Genomic DNA, 21345 nt, shown 5'->3' with positions numbered 1-21345 from the left:
TGACTATTTGCACGATAATCAGATTGTCGCTGGCCCTTGCGGATCGTGGTGCTTGCCGAGCCACCAGGTCAGCAGGTTGAGCAGGCATAACACCCCGCCGGCGGCGGCCACGCCGTACCAGCCGGCATGCTGATAGGCCGAGGCGGAGAGCAGAGAACCGAGCGCGCCGCCGATAAAGTAGCTGGTCATGTAGCCGGCTGTCAGGCGGTTGCGCGCGTCCGGCATGATGCGGTACATCACGCTCTGGTTGGTGACGTGCACCGCCTGCACCGCCAGATCGAGGATCAGAATGCCGGCGATCAGCGCCCATAGCGACTGTTTGGCTAACGCGATAGGGATCCAGGACAGCAGTAACAACACCAGGCCGACGGTGGTGGTCAACCCGGCTTTACCTTTGTCCGCCAGATGCCCGGCGCGCGAAGCGGCCAGCGCCCCGGCGGCGCCCACCAGGCCGAACAGCCCGATCACCCCCTCGGAATAGTTGAACGGCGGCGCGGCGAGCAGAAAGGCCATTGAGGTCCAGAGCACGCTGAAGTTGGCGAACGAAAGGGCGCCGAGGATGGCGCGGGTGCGCAGCAGCGGCGTGCGGCAGAACAGGTTGAAGATCGAGGCCAGCAGCTGTGGGTAGTTCAGCCCGGAGTGTTGCTTATAGCGCGGCAGCGCGCGCCACAGGATCAGCGCCATCAGGATCATCAGCACGCTGGCGACCCAGTAGATGGTGCGCCAGCCGCCGAACGACGCCAGCGCGCCCGCGACGGTTCGCGCCAGCAGGATGCCGAGCAGCAGGCCGCTCATGATGATGCCGACGGTCTTGCCGCGCTTTTCCGGGTGGGCCAGCGTGGCGGCCAGCGGCACCAGGATCTGCGCCACTACCGAGAACAGCCCGGTGAGCGCGGTGCCGAGGATCATCATCGGCAGCGTGGCGGAGGTGGCGGTGATCAGCATGCCCCCGGCGGCCAGCAGCGTCATGAACACGATCAGGCCGCGGCGTTCGAACATATCGCCGAGCGGCACCAGCAGCAGCAGGCCGGTGGCGTAACCGAGCTGCGCGGCGGTGACGATAAAGCCGGCCTGGTTGACCGACAGGTTGAAACTGGTGGCGATGGTTTCCAGCAGCGGTTGCGCGTAATAGTTGCTGGCGACCGCCAGGCCGGTGGCGATGGCAATCAGCACGGTCAGCGCCGGGCTGAGGCCCGGATGGGCGTTTGGTGGATTCATGATTTTTTCATCACGGGAAGAAGATAGCGCGCAGTATCCGGCAACGCGTCTGTGGAAACCAATGTATAATTTTCATTTGATTTATCTCATTTCAAGATAGATGCCATGAACCTGAAACAGATCCGCTATGCGCTGGCGGTGGCGGAAGAACAGAGTTTCACCCGGGCGGCACAGCGCTGCCATACGGTGCAGTCGGCGCTCAGCCACCAGATCGCAAAACTGGAAGAAGAGCTGGGCTGTACGCTGTTTGAACGCACCTCGCGCCGGGTGCGGTTGACCCCCGCCGGCCAGGCTTTCATTCCGTCGGCGCAGCGCCTATTGGCGGCGCAGCAGGCGCTGGTGGAAGAGGTGACCGCCGCCGGCGATGCGGTGTCCGGCACCCTGACCATCGGCACAATTTCAACCATAAACGCGATTGATCTGACCGAAAAACTCGACAAGTTTCATCGCCACTATCCGGCGGTGAACATCCGCCTGTACGTTGGCATGAGCGAAGCCCTGCTGGAGGATGTGCGTCAGCAGAAGTGCGATATGGCGTTCGTCGGCATCTGGCCCGGCGATGTCGATTTACTGCCGATGTCGCACCGGCAGTTGACCGATGAGCCATTGGTGGCGCTGGTGGCGCCGCAGCACCCGCTGGCTAATCGCGAGCGGGTGAACCTGCAGGCGCTCGCGGAAGTGCCGCTGGTGGATTTCTACAGCGGCACCGGCGCGCGACGCCAAACCGATCGCGCCTTCCAGGCGGCGGGTATCCGCCGGCACGTCAGTTTTGAAATCGATCATATCGAATGGCTGGAGAATCTGGTGCGGCGCGGATTGGCGGCGGGTATCGTACCTGTCTCGACCGCGCAACGCTTAAGCGCGCTGGTGTCGATTCCGATTGAAGACGGGCCGCGGCGCCAGGTGTATTGCATCTGGCCGCAGCCCTTGTCGAATGCCGCCGCACGTTTTTTACAGTTCAGCGGCATCGATATGGCGGGGTAGGGGCGCGGCAAAGGCGGCGCCCCTGAACGGTTACGACTTCGCCGCTTCGGCGGCGGTTTTCACCCAGCCGTCGAAGGTCGCCTGGTGCGCCTTGATCCAGCCGTTAACGTGGTTCTGGATATCGGCCTCCGAAGCCTGGCCTTCATGCATGCGCAGGTTTTGCGCGTTGATGTCGGCGATCGGCAGCTTCATGATGGCGAACAGCTTGGCGGCCGCCGGATTGGCTTCGGCCCACTGCTTGTTGGCGGCGATGCGCATGGTGTTGACCGGGAAGCCGTAGTTGGCGCCGTTAGGCAGCTTGGTGTCGACGTTCTTCTGCTCGCCCGGCAGCGAGGAGAACGGCACCTGCAGCCAGACCACGTCGCGGCCCGGCACCATCACATCACTGACCCAGTACGGTGTCCAGGTGTAATACAGCACCGGTTTGCCCTCTTTGTAGCGGGTGATGGTGTCGGCGATCATCGCCGCGTAGTTGCCCTGGTTGTGCTCGACGGTATTGCTCAGGCCATAGGCCTTGATGTGGTGGTTGATCACCGCTTCGCAGCCCCAGCCCGGGGTGCAGCCGGTCAGATCGGCCTTGCCGTCGCCGTTGGTGTCGAACAGCTTGGCGATCTTGGGATCCTTGAGCTGTTCGACGTTGGTGATGTGATACTGCTCGGCGGTTTTCTTGTCGATCAGGTAGCCCTGCGCGGCGCCGTTGACGTAGACGCCTTCGCGGTAGAACTTGGCGTCGCCGCCGGCGGCCTTGTACTGATCGGCGTGCAGCGGGTCCCAGTTGACCGCGATAAAGGTCGCATCGCCGGAGGCAATGGAGGTGTAGGCGACGTTGTAATCCACTTCACGCGGTTCCTTCACGTCGTAACCCAATTTCTCCAGCGCCTTGCTGACCAGCAGCGTCTGGAACGTCTCTTCGGAAATGGTGCTTTGCACCGGCTGTACCGCGATCCCCTTGCCGGGTAAGTCTGCCGCGATGGCGCTCTGTGAGCCAATCAGCGTCGTCAGGGCGAGAGCCCAGATGCCCGTGGTGCGCATAGTGTTTCCCCTCTTTCGATGTGGTGGTGTCATAGCCCGCCGGGGCCGCAGCCGCCGGCGGGAAAAGCGTCAGGCCTGTTTGATGAACGGGCGAGTCAGCAGCCCGATGGGGCCGCGGCGATACCAGCGGCCGATGCCCTTGCTGCGGCGATCGCGCCCCAGCGATTGGGTGAGGCGATCGAGAATGATCGCCAGGATCACGATGCCGACCCCGCCGACGGCGGCCAGGCCCATGTCCAACCGGCCGATGCCGCGCAGCACCATCTGCCCCAGACCGCCGACCGCGATCATCGAGGCAATGACGACCATCGACAGCGCCAACATCAGCGTCTGGTTCACGCCGGCCATGATGGTCGGCATCGCCAACGGCAGCTGCACCTTGAACAGCAGCTGCCGCGGGCTGGCGCCGAAGGATTCGGCGGCCTCGATCAGATCTTCCGGCACCTGCTTGATGCCCAAAATGGTCAGGCGCACGATCGGCGGCAGCGCGAAGATAATGGTGACCACCACGCCCGGCACGTTGCCGATGCCGAACAGCATGACGATCGGCACCAGGTAGACGAAGGCCGGGGTGGTTTGCATCGCGTCGAGCAGCGGCCTTATCACCTTGGCGGCGTGCTTGCTGCGCGCCAGCCAGATGCCGAGCGGCAGGCCGATAAGAATGCAGAAGAACAGCGCGGTCAGCACCAGCGCCAGCGTAACCATCGCCTGCGACCAGGCGCCGATGGCGCCGATGGCGACCAGGGAGAGCAGCGTGGCGGCGCCCATGCCGAGGCCCGAGACCTGCCAGGCGAGCAGCGAGAACACCAGAATGGCGATCGGCGCCGGCATGCCCAGCAGCAATTGCTGGAAGCCACTCAAGATCATATCCACCGGCACGCGAATGCCCTGGAACAGTGGGCGGAAGTGCAGCACCAGCCAGTCGATGCCTTGCGTGACCCAGGAGTCGAACGGCACCCAGGCCTTATGGAACGGGTCGAGTAGGCTGAAGTGTTCAGGCTGCGCCGGGGCGCTGCTGAGCCAATCTGCGCCTTGTCCGGCGGCGTCATGAGCGGCCGGCGGCGGCGCGCTGGACCAGGCGTCGCCGGCGTTGGCGCCGGCATCGTGAGCGGGTGCGGCGCCGGCATCTGCCGGTGCGGTAGCCCAGGGATCTTGGGTTTGCGTGGTATCACTCATTGGTTGAGCCCTCCTTGTCCAACGCCTGCAGCAGCATGGCCTTGGAGATGATGCCGAGATAGTTATGTTCTTCGCTCACCACCGGCACCGCGCAGGGCGCCTGGGCGACCAGGGAAATCAGATCGCTGAGCGGCGTATCGGCCGGCACGGCGGCAGGGGCCTCGAGCAGGGCATCGTCCAGCGTTTGATTGGCGGACAGCGCCTTTTTCAGCGACTCTATCGACACCACGCCAATAAATTTCTTCCCGCGTTCAACAACATAACCATAATCACGGTCCTCATCGCGCAGCAGCTGCAGCGCCGATCGGGGGCCAAAGCCGGGGGTTTTGCGGATCAGCGTCACCGGGCGCCGTTGGGCGATATCCTTGGCGCTGAACACGTGACTGATGTCCACGCCGCGGAAGAAGGTGCGCACATAGTCGTTGGCCGGGTTGTTCAGGATCTCGTCCGGTGTGCCGACCTGGATCACCTCACCGCCCTGCATGATGGCGATGCGATCGCCGATGCGCATCGCCTCGTCCAGATCGTGGGAAATAAACACGATGGTGCGCTGATGCTGGGCCTGTAATTTCACCAGCTCATCCTGCATTTCGGTGCGAATTAACGGATCGAGCGCAGAGAAGGCCTCGTCCATCAATAATATATCCGGATCGTTGGCCATCGCGCGGGCTAATCCTACGCGCTGACGCATGCCGCCGGATAATTCATCCGGATAAGACAGCGCGTAATTCTCCAATCCGACCTGACGCAGGGCATCCAGCGCTTTTTCCTGGCGCTCCTGCAGCGGTATGCCGGCTAATTCCATACCAAAGGCGGTATTATTCAGGACATTCATGTGCGGCATCAGCGCGAATGATTGAAATACCATGCTGATCTTATTTCGCCGCACGGTGCGCAGCGCGGTGTCGGATATTTTGGCGATGTCCTCACCGTCGATCAGCACCTGGCCGCGGGTGGGTTCTATCAGACGATTGAGAAGGCGTACCAGGGTGGACTTGCCGGAACCGGAGAGCCCCATGATGACAAATATCTCGCCTTCTTCAATGGCCAGAGTGGCGTCTTTTACGCCGAGCGATAAGCCGGTTTTTTCAAACAGCCGATCTTTTGTCAGACCTTTATCCAGCAGTTTGAATGCGCGTTCCGGGTGTTCGCCAAATATCTTATACAGGTTCTTTACTTCGAGTTTAATTGCCATGCAATTTGCTGTTTCCTCTGGTTTAATTAACGCGTTATGGGCTGTCCTTAGCAAAATAAAAGAGCTTTTTACCCTAACACAGTGAATATCTGAGACAACCCTCAATGTCATTTAAATGGGATATTAGTGGTTTACATCAAGGTTTTAATTAGCTATGGTAATTTGGCCCGTGACTCAAAATTGACGGCCGTTATTCGCCATAATGGTTTGGTTTTTGAGGAAATAACGCGGTGTGGGGCGATGAGCTATTTCGGTTTTACGCCTGCCGTTCGGATAATAAAAAACCCGACCAGAGGCCGGGTAAAAGTCATCAGTATTTCATCAGTTTTAACGACAGGTGCCGATATCGAGGGGGATATCGTCGAGCGCTATGTTATCGCCGTAATATGACAGCCAGATGGCAGCCTCAGGCCTTGCGGTACAGCCGCCGCGGATGGCCGATATTGCCGTACAACATCTCTACCCGCACGAACTGGGTGGCGACGCAATATTCCAGATAACGCCGGGCGGTGGTCTTGCTGATGCCGACCTGCTCAACCACGTCTTCCACCGCATGCGCTACCGTCGGCTGGGCGATAAACAGCGCCTGCACCAGCTCAAGGGTATTGGTTTCGATGCCTTTGGCGCTCGGCTCGCTGGAGAACTGCTTCGACTGCAGGTTGTACAGCGCATCGACGTTATCCTGATCGATGATCTTGAAGGTACGCTGGGTCTGTACGAACTGCATGAAACGTTCGAGCGAATTGCGTAGCCGCTTGTAGGACACCGGCTTGATGATGTAGTCGAAGGCGCCGTTGCGGATCGCTTGGCTGCAGGTATGCATGTCGCTGGCGGCGGTGATGAAGATCACCGAACAGGCGGGGTTCTTCACCGCCGGCTCTTCCATCAGCTCGATGCCCTGACCGTCCGGCAGAAAGTTATCCAGCAGGATCAGGCGCGGCTGATGCGCGTTGGCTTTGGCTCGCGCTTCGGCCAGCGTGGCGGCGTAAGCCACCACCCGCAGGTTGAAATTTTTCTCGATGAACTCCGCGTGCAGCGTCGCCAGTTGCGGCTCGTCTTCCACGATCAGAACGTCCAGTGCTTGGTGTGACATAATCGGGTGCTCAAAAAATCGGGTTATGGGTTTTATTTAGGGATAAATATAGAGAATATCGCGCCGTGCGGCTCGTTGTCCGACACTTCTATGCTGCCATGCGCCTGCGCCACGTGGCTGGCGACCAGATGCAGGCCGATGCCGTGGTCGCTTTTATCCGCTTTGGTGGTGACGCCCTGTTCAAACAGCGTATCACGAATCTCCTCAGCGATGCCGGTACCGCGATCCGCCACCTCGATCACCAGCTCGTCGCTGCCATCGCTGATATAGAGTTCGATCGCATCGTGCGGCGCCGGGCGGTGCAGCGTCGCCTCCACCGCATTATCCAGCAGGTTGCCGACGATCGACATCAGTTCGGTCTCATTCAGCGCCGCCGGGATCTGCCGCAGCTGGCAGGCCGGATCGAAGCGCAGCTCGATGCCTTTTTCTCTGGCGCTGGAATATTTGCCCAGCAGCAGGCCGCACAGCGCCGCCGAACTGAAGCGCTGCGAGATGAAATCGAGGATCTCCTGCGCGCCCTCCGACTGGGCTTCCACATAGCGAATAGCCTCGTCGTAGCGCTGCATATGCAACAGCCCGGCCAGCGTGGCGGTCCAGTTCAGCTGCTCGTGGCGCATGATGCGCAGGTTGTCGGCATAGCGTTTCACCTGGCTGAGCTGGCTGCTCAGGGTATTGATGTCGTTCTTGTCGCGGAAGCTGATCACCCAGCCTTGCAGCTCCTGCTCCTGCATGATGCGCACCCGGCTGGCGATCACCCGCACGTGGTTGAAGCGGCACACTTCGTCGTGCGTATCCTGGCCCAGTTGCGCGGCGGCGAAGAAGTCCGGCTGCGCCTGGATCACGTCGCCGATTGGTCGGCCCAGCAAGCTGGCGGCGGGCTGGTGTAGATCCAATAGCTCGCGCGCCGCATGGTTGATGGTGATGATCCGCAATTGCGGATCGATGGCGATCACGCCCTCATAAATGGCTTCCAGCAGCGCTTTTTGCTGGCGCACCAGCAGCGCGATCTCTTTCGGTTCCAGCCAGAACATCTGGCGCTTGAGATTTTTCGACAGCAGCCAGGAAAAAACGAACAGGGCAATCAGCAGCAGCACGATAGAGCCGATAATTTGCGTCAACGTCCTGGCATTTAAATTATCGATATGCGATTTCAAATAACCGACGGAAACGATGCCGATCACCTGATTATTTTCATCCAGGATCGGCGCCTTGCTACGTAATGATACGCCGATGCCGCCCTTGCGAATGGAAATAATGCTTTTCCCTTCCAGTACCTCTTTATTATCGCCGCCGATCATCGGTGTGCCCAGGCGGCCTTCGTATTCGGAATGATAAAGATGGCGGGCATGATTATCGCCGATGACGATATAGCTGGCGTCGCTGCTGGCGCGGATTCTTTTCATCAGTGCGGCGATCCTGGCGGCGTCGTTGTTTTCCACCGCGTCCACCAGCGAAGGGATAAGGGCGATTTCCCGCGCCTGCACCTGGGCGCGGGCGCCGAGATCGCGGTGCAGTTGCGCATCCAACTGGTAATAGGTATAGGCGCCGATACAGGTCAGCAGCAGGCAGGAGAAGGCCACCAGGCACAGAAACAGTTTGATTTGAAATGAGAGTTTGAGGCGCATGGTGGAGCTTCACCGTAAAGAGATCCTGAAGCCTTACCCTATCACGATAAGCGGGGTCTGTAATATTGCGCTCGATCAACTTGTGATCCCTCACACGGGATTAGAGTGAACCGGACGAGAATTGTTCGTCTGCGATAAAGTTGATAAGCTTTAAAATAAAAACGGTATTAACACCATTAAAACCACGTTGGTTTTTACATAATCTTAATTAACCCCATAGAAACCATAACCACCATTAAAAACCCTTTTTAACTTTGAACATAATCACAGCAGATAATCCGTGCGCTTCTCTATGATGGCTGAACAAACTAATAAGAGGCCAGATTATGAGCACAACAGATGATTCTTACCTCGTAGCCAAAGACAAGACCGCTGATATTCCTCTGCGTGAGAAATGGTGGCGGATACTGGACAATTATAAAGTAGGGATTATTCCGTTACCGTTCTTTATTCTGGCCGGCGTATTGATTCTGCTCGACTGCCTGGAAGGCAAGTTGCCGAGCGATATCGTAGTGATGGTGGCCACCCTGGCGTTCTTCGGCTTCGCCTGCGGCGAATTCGGCAAGCGCCTGCCGCTGATCGGCAAAATGGGCGCGGCGGCAATCTGCGCCACCTTCATTCCTTCCGCGCTGGTGCACTATGGCCTGCTGCCGGACGTGGTGGTGGAATCGACCACCAAGTTCTACAAATCGACCAACATTCTGTACCTCTACATCTGCTGCATCATCGTCGGCAGCATCATGAGCATGAACCGCCAGGTGCTGATCCAGGGCTTCCTGCGCATCTTCATCCCCATGCTGTGCGGCGAGATCGTCGGCATGCTGGTGGGGATGGGCGTTGGCATGGCGCTGGGCCTGGAACCGTTCCAGATCTTCTTCTTCCTGATCCTGCCGATCATGGCCGGCGGCGTAGGTGAAGGGGCGATCCCGCTGTCGATGGGCTACGCGGCGATCCTACACATGGAACAGGGCGTGGCGCTGGGGCGCATTCTGCCTATCGTGATGCTCGGCAGCCTGACCGCTATCGTCATCGCCGGCCTGCTTAACCAACTGGGCAAGCGTTATCCGCACCTGACCGGCGAAGGCAGCCTGATGCCGAGCAAGCAGGGCGACAGCGACATGAGCGCGGTGGAAAAAATCAGCGGCAAGGTGGACGTCAGCACCATCGCCTGCGGCGCGCTGTTGGCCATTCTGCTGTATATGGTGGGCATGCTGCTGCACCGTCTGATCGGCCTGCCGGCGCCGGTGGGCATGCTGTTCGCCGCCGTGGCGGTGAAGCTGGCGCACGGGGTATCGCCACGCATTCAGGAAGGCTCGCAGGTGGTGTACAAATTCTTCCGCACCGCCGTGACTTATCCGATCCTGTTCGCGGTCGGGGTGGCTATCACGCCGTGGCAGGAGCTGGTGGACGCGTTCACCGTACAGAATCTGATCGTGATCGTCACCACCGTCAGCGCGCTGGTGGCGACCGGTTTCTTCGTCGGCAAGAAAATCGGCATGCACCCTATCGACGTGGCGATTGTCTCCTGCTGCCAGAGCGGGCAGGGCGGCACCGGCGACGTCGCGATCCTCACCGCCGGCAACCGCATGTCGTTGATGCCGTTCGCCCAGATCGCAACCCGTATCGGCGGCGCTATCAACGTTTCGCTGTCTCTGCTGGTGTTGGCCAAGTTCTTCGTATAACTCCTATAAATCCTTAGCGTTACTTTGCCTTTCCCCGCCCCCGCGGGGATTTTTTTTGCCCGCGCGCCGGCCTGACGTGCGGGCGGGGATAATACCGGTTACGCTGCCTGTTTCATGGCGGCGTCGTACCAGGCGAAGTAGCGCTCTACGCCGCGGCGGCCGGATTCGATCAGCGCGCGTTTCTTCTCCTCGCTGATGCCGAACTCCAGCGTGCCGACGTCGAGCGTATCGACATACACGGTGCGCTTCCAGTCGTCGCTGTCCAGATGCACCTTGGTTTGGATGTCCAGCATCACGTTGGCCACCGCCAGGGTGAAATCAAACAGGTTGTTGACCGGCGTGCGCGGGCCGGCCTGACCGGCGGCCTGGGCGATTTCGCCGGCGGAGTCGAGGCGAAGGCCCAGGGTGCGGGTGTTGATGCGTTGGCTGGAGGCGTCGATGTAAGGCGGCGTGGCGGAGAAGTCATAGTCGAACAGCCGCACCGGGTAGTTGTCGATCATGCCGCCATCGATGCACAGGTCGCCCAGGGTATTGTTCTTCGCCACGAAGGCGAACGGGAACGACATCGAAATGCGCAGGCCGTCCGCCACTTTCATGCGCGGCGTGGTACGGTGAGAATAAACCTCTCGCTGGCCGCTGTTGAGGTTGGCGCCGATAAAGTAAATCGACTTGAACCCTTTCGCCGCCTTCATCGCTTCGAACTGCTCGAAGGTGATATCCGGGTTGCCGGTATATTGCTTGATAATATCGCGTGACCATTGATAGAAATAATCGCCGGGCGCGATGCCGTATTGATTAAACAGGCGGTAGGCATCCTGGAGCGTACCGAAAAAGCCGCCGTTATAATCGAGGAATTTTTTAAAATCCATCGCCGACAGAATTTTGGTGACGTCCGCCGAGCTGCAGCCCAGGCCGACCAGCAGCGCGGCGATGGCGCCCGCCGAGGCGCCGGAGGTTTGCTTGATCTGCGGCATGATGCCTTTGGCTTCCAGCAATTCCAGCGCGCCGCCATAGGCGATGCCTTTTACGCCGCCGCCTTCAAAGACCAGGTTTTCGAATTGGTAGTTCATGATATTTCCTCACTCGTGGTTTAGGGAGTAAGAAAAATAACGAAGTGGCGAGCGAGAAAATATTGATTGGGGTTGTGTGAGTCGGCAAACAAAATTATTCACAATAAATATATTGTTCATATATTTATCAAAGGCATTTATTAAACAGGCGCATCGGGATTTTTGCGTCAATACTTAGCGCTGTTCAATTCTCGCAAGGAGTCATCATGTTCTGGAAACGTTGTCTGCTGGGCGCGGCGCTGGCCGTTATGTCATTACAGGCCGGGGCCGCCGCGCCGCAGGCTAAAACCCCGACGCCGGGATTTTATCGCATCATGCTGGGCAGTTTTGAAGTGACCGCGTTGTCCGACGGCATCATTCGTTTGCCGGCGGACAAGCTGTTGCTAAACACCACGCCGCAGCAGATCGCCGCCGGGTTGGCCGAGCGGCATCAAAGCCTGCCGGTGGTCACCTCGGTCAATGCCTATCTGATCAATACCGGCGATAAGCTGGTGATGATCGACAGCGGCGCCGGCCAACTGCTGGGCGACGGCCTGGGCAAGCTGGTGGATAACCTGCGCGCGGCGGGTTACCAGCCGGAGCAGGTGGATGAGATCTACCTGACCCACATGCACCCGGACCATCTCGGCGGCCTGACGCACGACGGCAAGTCGGTATTCCCCAATGCGGTGGTGCGCGCCGCCAGCCAGGACGCGGACTTCTGGCTAAGCGCGGACAAACTGAAACAGTCTAGCGCGGGCAGTAAAAGCAACTTCGAACGGGCTCAGGCGGCGATCAAGCCGTATCAGGCGGCCGGTCACTTTAAGCCGTTCAGCGGCGACGGTGAGCTTTCCCCGGGCATTGCCGCCTTTGCCGCCCACGGCCATACGCCGGGGCACAGCGTGTATCAGGTGACCAGCCAGGGCCAGAAGCTGTTGCTGTTGGGGGATCTTATCCACGTGGCAGCGGTGCAGTTGCCGCATCCGAAGGTGGCTATCAGCTTTGATAATGACGCCAAGGCGGCGGTCGCTCAGCGGCTGCGGATATTTGGCGACAGCGCGCGGCAGAGCGAGCTGGTGGGGGGCGCACACCTGTCGTTCCCGGGGTTGGGGTATCTGAACCGTCAGGGCGACGGTTACACCTGGGTGCCATTGAACTACGGCGCGCTGTAACGCACGCTCTTGTTATCGGTTCCGCTCGGCGAACACCCGGCTGAACCAGTCGAGAAACACGCGCACCCGCGGCGACAGCTGGCGGTTGCGCGGATAAAGCAGCGAGACCGGCATCGGAGGAGAAGGCCAATCCGGCAGCAGCGGCAACAGGCTGCCGTCGGCGAGATCGCCGCGCAGGTGATAGCGCGGCACCTGAATGATGCCCAACCCGGCGCGGGCGGCGGCGACCAGGCTCTCCGCCGCGCTGACCGATACCGTCGCCGGCAGCGTGATGGGCTGCGCTTGCCCCGTCACCGTGAACGCCAGCGGCATTAACGCGCCGGTCGCCGAAGAGCGAAAGCCCACCATGCGGTGATGGCGCAGATCGTCCAGGCTTTGCGGCGTGCCGAAGCGCTGCAGGTAGGCCGGGGCGGCACAGGTCACCTCTTCCAGCTCGCCCAGGCGGCGCGCCACCATGTCGCTGTCCCGCAGTGTGCCGACGCGCACCACGCAGTCGATGCCTTCCCGCAGCGCGTCTACCAGCCGATCGCCTTCGCTCATATAGAGCTCGATATCCGGGTATTGCGCCAAAAAATCCGGCAAATCGGGCAACAGAAAATGGCGCGCCAGCGTGCCGTGTACATCGATGCGCAGCAACCCGCGCGGTTTGGCGCCGGCGAATGCCATCTCCGCCTCTTCGATGTCCGCCAGAATGCTCAGGCAACGCTGATAGTAGGCTTCGCCGTCCAGCGTCGGGCTGACGTGGCGGGTAGTGCGTTGCAGCAGCCTGACCTGCAGCCGGGCTTCGAGCTGTTTGATGGCGTCGGTCACGGTGGAGCGCGGCAAGTTCAGATCCTGCGCCGCCTGGGTGAAGCTGCGTTGTTCTACCACGCGGGTGAACAGACGCATGGCGTCGATTCTGTCCATAATTGTTCGCTTATTTCGGATAGTAATGGCGAATAATAGGGGATTATTCGCTGTACTGAAAGGTGCATGATGACAGTACATTAACCCGATGAGGAGATATCCATGAATCACGCGGCTCAACGCGTCGCCATCGTCACCGGCGCATCGCGCGGCATCGGCGCCGCCATCGCCGAGCGTCTGGCCATCGACGGCTTTACCGTCATCATCAACTATTCAGGCAACCCGGCGCCGGCCGATGAGCTGGTGCGCAAGATAGAACAGCGCGGCGGCCGCGCGCTCGGCGCCAAAGCCGACGTCAGCGATGCGGCTGCGGTCACCCAGCTGTTCGACAGCGCCGAACAAGCGTTTGGCGGCGTCGACGTGCTGGTCAATAACGCCGGGGTGATCGCGTTGGCGCCGGTGGCGGACATGCGTGATGAAGACGTGGATCGCCTGCTCGACATCAACCTGAAAGGCAGCTTCAATGCGATGCGCGAGGCGGCGAAGCGCCTGCGCGACAACGGCCGCATCATCAACTTCTCTTCCAGCGTGGTGGGGTTGCTGCAGCCGGGTTACGGTATGTATGCCGCCAGTAAGGCGGCGATCGAAGCGCTGACCAGCGTGCTGGCGAAAGAGCTGCGCGGCCGCAATATCACGGTGAACGCCGTCGCGCCGGGGCCGACCGCCACCGGCTTGTTCCTCGACGGTAAAACCCCGGAGCTTATCGAGCGGCTGGCGAAGATGGCGCCGCTGGAGCGTCTGGGCACGCCGGAAGATATTGCCGCGGCGGTGGCGTTCCTTGCCGGGGCTGACGGCGGCTGGATCAACGGACAAACCCTGCGCGCCAACGGCGGCATCATCTGATTGACGACGCGCCGCCGCAGGATCGGGTATCCTGTGGCGGAACTCATCACATCAAGGGCAGCGTATGGCGGGCGACAATCAGCAATTCCAGCACGGCGTGAGATCGCCCTGCGTCAGCCTGTGCCGCATCGACGACGAAACCCAGCAGTGCCGGGGATGCCGGCGCACGCGGGCGGAAATCGCCGCCTGGCCGACCGCCAGCGACGCGGAGAAACGCGCTATTTGGCGGCAGCTTGAGCTGCGTCAATCGGTGAAATAATCCTCTGCATTATTGCGCTGTCAGACTTCATGTAGCACAATTGAGCTACATGTGATTGACCGACGTTAGGAGCGATTATGTCGACGACGACCATCCGTATTCCAGATGAGCTTAAAGCCCGAGTCGCTGCCGTCGCCGAGCAGGTTGGCGTAACGTCCCACAGCTTTATTTTGCAGGCAATAGCGGAGAAAACGCAGCAGGAAGAGTTGCGCCGCGACTTTGAGAATGAAGCGGAAAAACGCTATGCCAAGATAATTGCGACGGGAGAGACGGTCTCTTGGAAAGAGATGCGCGGTTATTTGGAAAATTACGCAGCCGGTAACACTGACGCTGTTAAACCTCCGGTAAAAAAATTGGGGCGCTGATGGCAAACGTCGAGTTGGCGCCAGAGGTCAGGGATGATATCGAACGTATTCTCGCTCATTTGGCTCAGTATGGTGCCGCGGATCCAGGGCGGCGCATTCAGGAAATCATCCAGGCGATTGCGGTATTGGAACATAATCCATTGATCGGACGAGCCCTTGGCTCAGGGCTGCGTGAATTGATTATTGGGCAGCAAGTTCGCGGTTATTTGGCGCTCTACAAATATATCCCTGATATCGATACGGCGTTTGTTCTGGCGATCCGTAGTCAGAAAGAACAAGGGTATTGAATGCACGATACCGGCCTGAAAGACCGGTATCGCTGTCATGTTCTCAGAAGTCCCAGTCCTCATCCTCGGTGTTGACCGCCTTGCCGATGACGTAGGACGACCCTGACCCGGAGAAGAAGTCGTGGTTTTCGTCGGCGTTTGGCGACAGCGCCGACAGGATCGCCGGGTTGACCTCCGCCATCGCCGGTGGGAACAGCGCTTCATACCCCAGGTTCATCAGCGCCTTGTTGGCGTTGTAGTGCAGGAAGGTCTTCACGTCTTCCGTCCAGCCGACGCCGTCGTACAGCTCCTCGGTGTAGCGCACCTCGTTGTCGTACAGGTCCTGCATCAGATCGAAGGCGAAATTTTTCACCTGTTGGCGCCGTGCGGCGTCAACTTTCTCCAGCCCTTTCTGGAACTTATAGCCGATATAGTAGCCGTGCACCGCCTCGTCGCGAATGATCAGGCGGATCAGATCGGCGGTGTTGGTCAGCTTGGCGCGGCTGGACCAGTACATCGGCAGGTAAAAGCCCGAATAGAACAGGAACGACTCGAGGAACACGCTGGCGACTTTTTTCAGCAGCGGATCGTCGCTGCGGTAGTGCGCCAGAATGATGCCGGCTTTCTTCTGCAGCGCGCGGTTTTCCTCGCTCCAGCGATAGGCGTCATCCACGTCCGGCGTTTGACACAGGGTAGAGAAGATTGAGCTGTAAGAGCGGGCGTGCACCGCCTCCATAAAGCTGATGTTGGAGTACACCGCCTCTTCGTGCGGCGTCAGCGCATCGGCGATCAGGGCCGGCGCGCCGACGGTGTTCTGGATGGTGTCCAGCAGCGTCAGCCCGGTAAACACCCGAATGGTTAGCTGCTGCTCCTTCGGCGTCAGCGTGGCCCAGGACGGGATATCGTTGGACAGCGGCACCTTCTCCGGCAGCCAGAAGTTGGAGGTCAGGCGGTTCCATACCTCCAGATCCTTGTCGTCTTCGATAATGTTCCAGTTGATGGCGCGCACCAGCGGCGCCGATGTTACGGTCGTCATAAATTGCCTCACAGCGCGCAGGACACGCAGCCCTGCACCTCGGTGCCTTCCAGCGCCATCTGGCGCAGGCGGATGTAGTAAATGGTCTTGATGCCTTTGCGCCAGGCGTAGATCTGCGCGCGGTTGATGTCGCGGGTGGTGGCGGTATCGCGGAAGAACAACGTCAGCGACAGCCCCTGATCGACGTGTTGCGTTGCGGCGGCATAGGTATCGATGATTTTTTCCGGGCCAATCTCGTAGGCATCCTGGTAATACGCCAGGTTGTCGTTGGTCATGTACGGCGCCGGGTAGTAAACGCGGCCGATCTTGCCTTCCTTGCGGATCTCGATACGCGAGACGATCGGATGGATGCTGGAGGTGGCGTTGTTGATGTACGAGATGGAACCGGTCGGCGGCACCGCCTGTAGGTTCTGATTGTACAGCCCGTGCATCATCACCGACTGGCGCAGCGCGCGCCACTCGTCGCGGCCCGGAATGGCGATGCCGGCGGCGGCGAACAGCTCGCGCACCCGCTCAGTCTGCGGCAGCCAGTCGCGCTCGGTGTACTTGTCGAAGTACTCGCCGCTGGCATAGCGCGAGTGCTCAAAGCCGTCGAACGCGCCGCCACGTTCTATCGCCAGCCGGTTCGAGGCGCGGATGGCGTGATAGGCCACGGTATAGAAATAGAGATTGGTGAAGTCGATGCCTTCTTCCGAGCCGTAGAAAATGCGCTCGCGCGCCAGGTAACCGTGCAGATTCATCTGGCCCAGACCGATGGCGCGGGCGCTGCGGTTGCCTTCGGCGATCGACGGCACCGAGCGGATATCGCTCATGTCGGCCACCGCTGTCAGCGCGCGGATCGCGGTCTCGATCGCCTTGCCGAAGTCCGGCGCGTCCATGGTTTTGGCGATGTTCAGCGAGCCGAGGTTGCAGGAGATGTCCTTGCCGATGCGATCGTAGCTCAGATCTTCGTGATACGTACTGGCGCGGTTGACCTGCAGGATCTCCGAACACAGGTTGCTCATGTTGATGCGCCCGGCGATCGGGTTCTCCCGGTTGACCGTGTCCTCGAACATCACGTAGGGGTAACCGGATTCGAACTGGATCTCCGCCAGCACCTGGAAGAACTCGCGTGCGTTGATGCGCGACTTGCGGATACGCTTGTCGTCCACCATCTCGCGGTATTTTTCACTGACGCTGATTTCAGACAGCGGCGTGCCATACACCCGTTCGACGTCGTAGGGCGAGAACAGGTACATCTCTTCGTTGTTCTTCGCCAGCTCGAAGGTAATATCCGGGATCACTACCCCCAGCGACAGCGTCTTGATGCGGATCTTCTCGTCGGCGTTTTCCCGCTTGGTGTCGAGAAAACGCAGGATGTCCGGGTGGTGGGCGTTGAGATACACCGCGCCGGCCCCCTGGCGCGCGCCGAGCTGGTTGGCGTAGGAGAAGGCGTCTTCGAGCATTTTCATGATCGGAATGACGCCGGAGGACTGATTCTCGATGCGCTTGATCGGCGCGCCCACCTCGCGAATATTGCTCAGCATGAAGGCCACGCCGCCGCCGCGTTTCGACAGCTGCAGCGCGGAGTTCACCGCCCGGCCGATCGATTCCATATTGTCTTCGATGCGCAGCAGGAAGCAGGAGACCAGCTCACCGCGCTGGCGTTTGCCGCAGTTGAGGAAGGTCGGCGTGGCCGGCTGGAAGCGGCCCGAAATCATCTCCTCCACCAGATCCTGCGCCAGGGCGGTGTCGCCCGCCGCCAGCGTCAGCGCCACCATGCACACCCGGTCTTCGTAGCGTTCCAGATAGCGCTTGCCGTCGAAGGTTTTGAGCGTATAGCTGGTGTAGTACTTGAAGGCGCCGAGGAAGGTCTCGAAGCGGAATTTCTTGGCGTAGGCCTGCTGGAACAGCTGCTTGATAAACGGGAATTCATACTGCGCCAGCACCTGCGGCTCGTAGTAGCCTTCCTCCACCAGATAGCGCAGCTTTTCCTCCAGGTTATGGAAGAACACGGTGTTTTGGTTGACGTGCTGCAGGAAGTAGTGCCGCGCCGCCAGCCGATCTTTATCGAACTGGATCCGGCCTTCCGCATCGTAAAGATTGAGCATCGCGTTGAGCGAATGGTAATCCAGCGCGCCCGTCTCGGGCCTGGTCAATTCTGTCGTTGCCAAAATGCGGTTACTCCCTGTCTAACGTTTTCAACGTCTTGCGTCGTGCCGAGCAGCTCGAAGCGGTACAAAAAAGGCACCTGGCATTTTTTGGCGATGATGTCGCCGGCGATGCCGTACGCTGCGCCGAAGTTGGTGTTCCCGGCGGCGATGACGCCGCGCAGGTATGAACGGTTTTGCGGAACGTTGAGAAAGCGGATCACCTGGATCGGCACCGCGCCGACGGCGCTGCCGCCGCCATAGCTGGGTACGATCAAGATATAGGGTTGTTCCATCAGCAATTTGCTGCGGGCGCCGGCGATCGGAATGCGGATCGCCGGCAGGCCCAGTTTCTCAACGAACCGATGGGTGTTCTCCGAACTGCTGGAGAAATAGACCAGCGGATTCATCGTCGAGCCTCAGCAGGTGAGCGCCAGCGCGCCGATTTTGTCCGGCCGGAAACCGGACCAGTGGTCGTCACCGGCGATAATGACCGGAACTTGCTGATAACCTAAGGATTTAACGTGGTTCAGCGCCTGCTGATCCTGGGTGAGGTCGATCACCTGATAATCAATCCCCTGTTTATCAAATGCGCGATAAGTGGCGTTGCACTGGACACAGTCCGGTTTACTGTAAATAATAATGCTCATGATTCGCATTTACCTTTAGGCTGAAGGAAAGGCGGGCAAGTCAGATAACGGAGCATCGTTCCTGGCGTTTCTGACGGCGTTATCAACCGAACGACATTCCCTGCGGTTGACTCATAAAATACTATATGTAGATATTTGTTTTATCAACCACGCTATATATGGTGTTTTGTGGGATTGAGTGCGCAGGCCGCGCTGGGGCTGGAAAAGGCGAGGGAAAAATTTTTTGCGGGTGAGAAATTCCCCCTCTCAGCGAAGAGGGGGAGTCGAGCGCATTACTGACGCATGCTGACGGCCAGACGATTAAAGGCGTTCATGATGCTGATGGCGAAAGTCAGATCGGCGATCTCGGTATCGCTGAAGTGCGCTTTCAGCGCCTCGAAAGCGCTGTCCGGCGCGCCGGTGGCGGCGATCAGCGTCACTGACTCGGCCCATTCCAGCGCGACGCGCTCGCGCTCGCTGAATTCATGGCTGACGCGCCAGCCCGCCAGCGTATCCAGCTTGGCATGGCTGAAGCCGCTTTCACGTAGCGCTTTGCCGTGCATGTCCAGGCAGTAGGCGCAGCCGTTGATCTGCGAAACGCGCATAAACATCAACTCGATGGTCGCCTTGTCCAGGGCGCCTTTCTCCAGCGCCATCAGCGCGCCCACCATATTTTTGTACGGGGCGGGCGCCAGCTCGGCATAGTTCAAACGTTGCTTAATCATGGTCAACCTCAATCGGTAGTAACGAAATCATGGCGCTACTTTAGCGGCCTTATGGTCTATGCTATAGGGCCATAAAATGATTATTTAACTGGGCCATGATGCCAACTTTCCTGACCTCGCTGCGGCTGGACAGCCGGCTCGCCGAGCCGCTGTACCGGCAGATTTACCAGCGGATTAAAGACGCCATTACCCAGGGCAGCCTGGCGGCAGGCAGCCGGTTGCCCTCAGTGCGCGGGTTGGCGAGCGATCTGGGCGTGGCGCGCGCTACGGTGGAAAGCGCCTACGCGCAACTTATTGCCGAAGGTTTCTTGCAGAGCCGCGGGCAGGCGGGCACCTATGTCTCGCCGCAGCTGCCACACATGCCGCCGGGCGCGGTCCCCGCTGCGCCACCGCTGGCGGCAATGGCGCCCGATCCGCTGCAGCCGCAAGGCATGCTGCAGCCTTTCCAACTGGGGGTACCGGCGCTGGACGCGTTTCCACGGGCGCTGTGGCAGCGCATTGTCGCCCGCCAGCTGCGCGGTTCCACGGTGGCTTCTCTGGCGCTGCCGCCGGCCGGCGGCCTGCCTGAACTGCGTGAGGCGATCGCCCATTATCTGCATTTGTCGCGCGGCATCAGCTGTCGGCCGGAGCAAATTTTCCTCTGTGCCGGTTATCCGGCGTTGTTGGACTGGGTGACGGAGACGCTGTTACATGCCGGCGACGCGGTATGGATCGAAGATCCCGGCTATCCGGTCACGCGTCCGCTGCTGCTGGCCGCCGGCGTCAGGCCGGTCGCTGTGCCGGTGGATGAACAGGGCATGGACGTGGCCGCGGGTATGCTGACGGCGCCTGAGGCGCGGCTGGCGGTGGTGACGCCGACCCATCAAAGCCCGCTCGGCGTCTCGCTCAGCCTGGCGCGGCGCATGGCGCTGCTCGACTGGGCGCAGCAGCGCGGGGCCTGGATCCTCGAGGATGACTACGACAGCGAGTTTCGCTATCACGGGCGGCCGCTGCCGCCGCTGAAAAGCCTCGATGTTCAGGGTCGGGTGCTGTACGCCGGCACCTTCAGCAAAACGCTGTTCCCGGCGCTGCGCATGGCTTATCTGGTGGTGCCCGTCGGTCTGACGGAAACATTCGCGCGCAGCAGCCGGCTGCGTGGCTGCGGTTGCCCGCCGCTGCTGCAGGCCGGCGTGGCGGATTTTATCCGGCAAGGGCATTTCTATCGCCACCTGAAACGCATGCGGCCGTTGTACCGCCAGCGGCGCGAGTGGCTGACGCAGGCGTTGGAGCGGCAGCTGGGGGCGTGGCTGACGACGGTGCCGCAACAGGGCGGCATTCAGCTGTTGGCCCGGCTGCGCGACGGCTTGGCGGATGCGCCGTTGGCGGCGCAAGCCTGGCAGCAGGGGCTGGCGGTGCAGGCGTTGTCTGACTGGCGAATCGACCATCCGGTAGGGCAAGGGTTACTGCTGGGGTTCGCCAATTTCAGCCGGCGAGAGGAGGCGGAGCGGGCGGTACAGGGGCTGGCACAGCTGTTTAAACACGCAAATTAAACGGCCCGCGATTTCCGCGGGCCAGACGCACATCTGTTTTATCTTTATGACTGCAGGGGTGTTAACGCCGGGCCAGCAGCACGCCGAGCACGATGCCGACGGCGGCACCGATCCCTACGCCCTGCCAAGGTTTGTCACGCACATAGCTGTCGGCTTGATCGACGGCGTCGCGCGCATGCTGTGTCAGACTGGTGGAGCCATTGAATCGCGCCCGAGCGTCGCGCAGCACGCCTTTCGCCTTGCTGTGCAGCTCTTTCAGTTCCTCTTTGGTCTTATCACCGGACTCGCGCAACACTTCATCCAGCGTATCGGCCAACAGAGTGACGTCCTGATCGATATCGCGTTCTGTTCTTTCCGCTTTCTTAAACATTCAGCTCTCCATTTCGACACATGTCTTTTAAGTGTAGACCATGCCGAGAATTGTGTGGCCGA

At 60.0% G+C, this 21345-nt stretch carries 23 protein-coding genes; 9 read left to right on the top strand and 14 right to left on the bottom strand.

All coding sequences use genetic code 11. The annotated features are described in order from the left end of the window. Positions 1-18: 18 nt before the first annotated feature. Complete coding sequence (locus tag QMZ29_RS03080; protein ID WP_261426700.1) at positions 19-1218, bottom strand: MFS transporter; 1200 nt, start codon at positions 1216-1218, stop codon at positions 19-21. 105 nt (positions 1219-1323) lie between these two features. On the opposite strand from QMZ29_RS03080, the gene QMZ29_RS03075 reads away from it, so the two are divergent. Beyond that, positions 1324-2202 carry a LysR family transcriptional regulator gene (locus QMZ29_RS03075; RefSeq protein WP_016929849.1) on the top strand — a complete coding sequence of 293 codons (879 nt, stop codon included), beginning with the start codon at positions 1324-1326 and terminating at the stop codon, positions 2200-2202. Between the two features lie 30 nt (positions 2203-2232). Here QMZ29_RS03075 and proX read toward each other — a convergent pair whose 3' ends face one another. From proX to proV, 3 genes are all read right to left on the bottom strand, one after another. Next, positions 2233-3234, bottom strand: coding sequence for a glycine betaine/L-proline ABC transporter substrate-binding protein ProX (proX, locus tag QMZ29_RS03070; RefSeq protein ID WP_025303998.1), 1002 nt, complete (start codon positions 3232-3234; stop codon positions 2233-2235). Between the two features lie 69 nt (positions 3235-3303). Next, positions 3304-4410: a glycine betaine/L-proline ABC transporter permease ProW gene (gene proW, locus QMZ29_RS03065; RefSeq protein ID WP_025303997.1), complete on the bottom strand. Its 1107-nt coding sequence runs from the start codon at positions 4408-4410 to the stop codon at positions 3304-3306. After that, positions 4403-5605 (bottom strand): glycine betaine/L-proline ABC transporter ATP-binding protein ProV, encoded by a 1203-nt coding sequence (gene proV, locus QMZ29_RS03060; protein ID WP_261426696.1) that lies wholly within the window; start codon positions 5603-5605, stop codon positions 4403-4405. Before proV ends, proW begins: the two co-directional genes overlap by 8 nt. A gap of 126 nt (positions 5606-5731) precedes the next feature. Between proV and QMZ29_RS03055 the strand changes: the two genes are divergently transcribed. Further along, positions 5732-5995: a hypothetical protein gene (locus tag QMZ29_RS03055; RefSeq protein WP_127146528.1), complete on the top strand. Its 264-nt coding sequence runs from the start codon at positions 5732-5734 to the stop codon at positions 5993-5995. 16 nt (positions 5996-6011) lie between these two features. Here QMZ29_RS03055 and QMZ29_RS03050 read toward each other — a convergent pair whose 3' ends face one another. Both QMZ29_RS03050 and QMZ29_RS03045 read right to left on the bottom strand, forming a co-directional pair. Continuing rightward, positions 6012-6698, bottom strand: coding sequence for a response regulator (locus QMZ29_RS03050; protein ID WP_025303996.1), 687 nt, complete (start codon positions 6696-6698; stop codon positions 6012-6014). A 32-nt stretch (positions 6699-6730) separates the two neighbouring features. After that, positions 6731-8323: an ATP-binding protein gene (locus tag QMZ29_RS03045; RefSeq protein ID WP_060434285.1), complete on the bottom strand. Its 1593-nt coding sequence runs from the start codon at positions 8321-8323 to the stop codon at positions 6731-6733. A gap of 326 nt (positions 8324-8649) precedes the next feature. Between QMZ29_RS03045 and QMZ29_RS03040 the strand changes: the two genes are divergently transcribed. Then, complete coding sequence (locus tag QMZ29_RS03040) at positions 8650-10005, top strand: 2-hydroxycarboxylate transporter family protein (RefSeq protein ID WP_049205223.1); 1356 nt, start codon at positions 8650-8652, stop codon at positions 10003-10005. Between the two features lie 98 nt (positions 10006-10103). On the opposite strand, the gene QMZ29_RS03035 is transcribed toward QMZ29_RS03040, so the two are convergent. Then, positions 10104-11075 (bottom strand): patatin-like phospholipase family protein, encoded by a 972-nt coding sequence (locus QMZ29_RS03035; protein ID WP_060448130.1) that lies wholly within the window; start codon positions 11073-11075, stop codon positions 10104-10106. 206 nt (positions 11076-11281) lie between these two features. Here QMZ29_RS03035 and QMZ29_RS03030 point away from each other — a divergent pair, with 206 nt between their 5' ends. Further along, positions 11282-12226, top strand: coding sequence for an MBL fold metallo-hydrolase (locus tag QMZ29_RS03030; protein ID WP_261426691.1), 945 nt, complete (start codon positions 11282-11284; stop codon positions 12224-12226). 12 nt (positions 12227-12238) lie between these two features. Here the strand turns inward: QMZ29_RS03030 and QMZ29_RS03025 are convergent, their stop codons facing one another. Next, positions 12239-13132: a LysR family transcriptional regulator gene (locus QMZ29_RS03025; protein ID WP_195880653.1), complete on the bottom strand. Its 894-nt coding sequence runs from the start codon at positions 13130-13132 to the stop codon at positions 12239-12241. Positions 13133-13234: 102 nt separating this feature from the next. Here QMZ29_RS03025 and QMZ29_RS03020 point away from each other — a divergent pair, with 102 nt between their 5' ends. The 4 genes from QMZ29_RS03020 (at position 13235) to QMZ29_RS03005 (ending at position 14886) form a co-directional block, all read left to right on the top strand. Beyond that, the gene (locus QMZ29_RS03020; protein WP_197836200.1) at positions 13235-13975 is read left to right on the top strand and encodes an SDR family oxidoreductase; all 741 of its coding nucleotides are present in this window, start codon (positions 13235-13237) and stop codon (positions 13973-13975) included. A 64-nt stretch (positions 13976-14039) separates the two neighbouring features. Continuing rightward, positions 14040-14234, top strand: coding sequence for a DUF1289 domain-containing protein (locus QMZ29_RS03015; RefSeq protein WP_049205216.1), 195 nt, complete (start codon positions 14040-14042; stop codon positions 14232-14234). 77 nt (positions 14235-14311) lie between these two features. Beyond that, entirely contained in the window at positions 14312-14599 is a 288-nt protein-coding gene (locus QMZ29_RS03010) for a CopG family ribbon-helix-helix protein (RefSeq protein WP_025303989.1), read from the top strand. Then, a complete protein-coding gene (locus QMZ29_RS03005) occupies positions 14599-14886 on the top strand; it encodes a type II toxin-antitoxin system RelE/ParE family toxin (protein WP_025303988.1) in 288 nt (95 codons plus the stop codon). The genes QMZ29_RS03010 and QMZ29_RS03005 overlap by 1 nt, the downstream gene beginning before the upstream one ends. Positions 14887-14929: 43 nt before the next feature. Here the strand turns inward: QMZ29_RS03005 and nrdF are convergent, their stop codons facing one another. The 5 genes from nrdF to QMZ29_RS02980 all read right to left on the bottom strand — a co-directional run bounded on the left by nrdF (position 14930) and on the right by QMZ29_RS02980 (position 19384). Further along, positions 14930-15901, bottom strand: coding sequence for a class 1b ribonucleoside-diphosphate reductase subunit beta (gene nrdF, locus QMZ29_RS03000; RefSeq protein WP_033639549.1), 972 nt, complete (start codon positions 15899-15901; stop codon positions 14930-14932). 8 nt (positions 15902-15909) lie between these two features. Further along, on the bottom strand, positions 15910-18054 hold the full coding sequence (nrdE, locus tag QMZ29_RS02995; RefSeq protein WP_071845116.1) for a class 1b ribonucleoside-diphosphate reductase subunit alpha: 2145 nt from the start codon (positions 18052-18054) through the stop codon (positions 15910-15912). Next, positions 18036-18440 (bottom strand): class Ib ribonucleoside-diphosphate reductase assembly flavoprotein NrdI, encoded by a 405-nt coding sequence (gene nrdI, locus QMZ29_RS02990; protein ID WP_004928930.1) that lies wholly within the window; start codon positions 18438-18440, stop codon positions 18036-18038. Before nrdI ends, nrdE begins: the two co-directional genes overlap by 19 nt. Before the next feature lie 9 nt (positions 18441-18449). Beyond that, positions 18450-18680 carry a glutaredoxin-like protein NrdH gene (nrdH, locus tag QMZ29_RS02985; RefSeq protein WP_004928934.1) on the bottom strand — a complete coding sequence of 77 codons (231 nt, stop codon included), beginning with the start codon at positions 18678-18680 and terminating at the stop codon, positions 18450-18452. A 272-nt stretch (positions 18681-18952) separates the two neighbouring features. Continuing rightward, positions 18953-19384 (bottom strand): carboxymuconolactone decarboxylase family protein, encoded by a 432-nt coding sequence (locus QMZ29_RS02980; RefSeq protein WP_025303985.1) that lies wholly within the window; start codon positions 19382-19384, stop codon positions 18953-18955. Between the two features lie 95 nt (positions 19385-19479). Between QMZ29_RS02980 and pdxR the strand changes: the two genes are divergently transcribed. Next, on the top strand, positions 19480-20913 hold the full coding sequence (gene pdxR, locus QMZ29_RS02975) for a MocR-like pyridoxine biosynthesis transcription factor PdxR (protein WP_147824210.1): 1434 nt from the start codon (positions 19480-19482) through the stop codon (positions 20911-20913). 61 nt (positions 20914-20974) lie between these two features. Here pdxR and QMZ29_RS02970 read toward each other — a convergent pair whose 3' ends face one another. Continuing rightward, complete coding sequence (locus QMZ29_RS02970; RefSeq protein ID WP_004928950.1) at positions 20975-21283, bottom strand: ElaB/YgaM/YqjD family protein; 309 nt, start codon at positions 21281-21283, stop codon at positions 20975-20977. Between the last annotated feature and the right edge of the window lie 62 nt (positions 21284-21345).

This window comes from Serratia sp. PF-27, assembly GCF_030053255.1.
GTDB classification, from domain to species: domain Bacteria; phylum Pseudomonadota; class Gammaproteobacteria; order Enterobacterales; family Enterobacteriaceae; genus Serratia; species Serratia bockelmannii.
The sequence above is the reverse complement of the archived record's forward strand: the minus strand, read 5'-3'. Positions and strand labels throughout refer to the sequence as shown.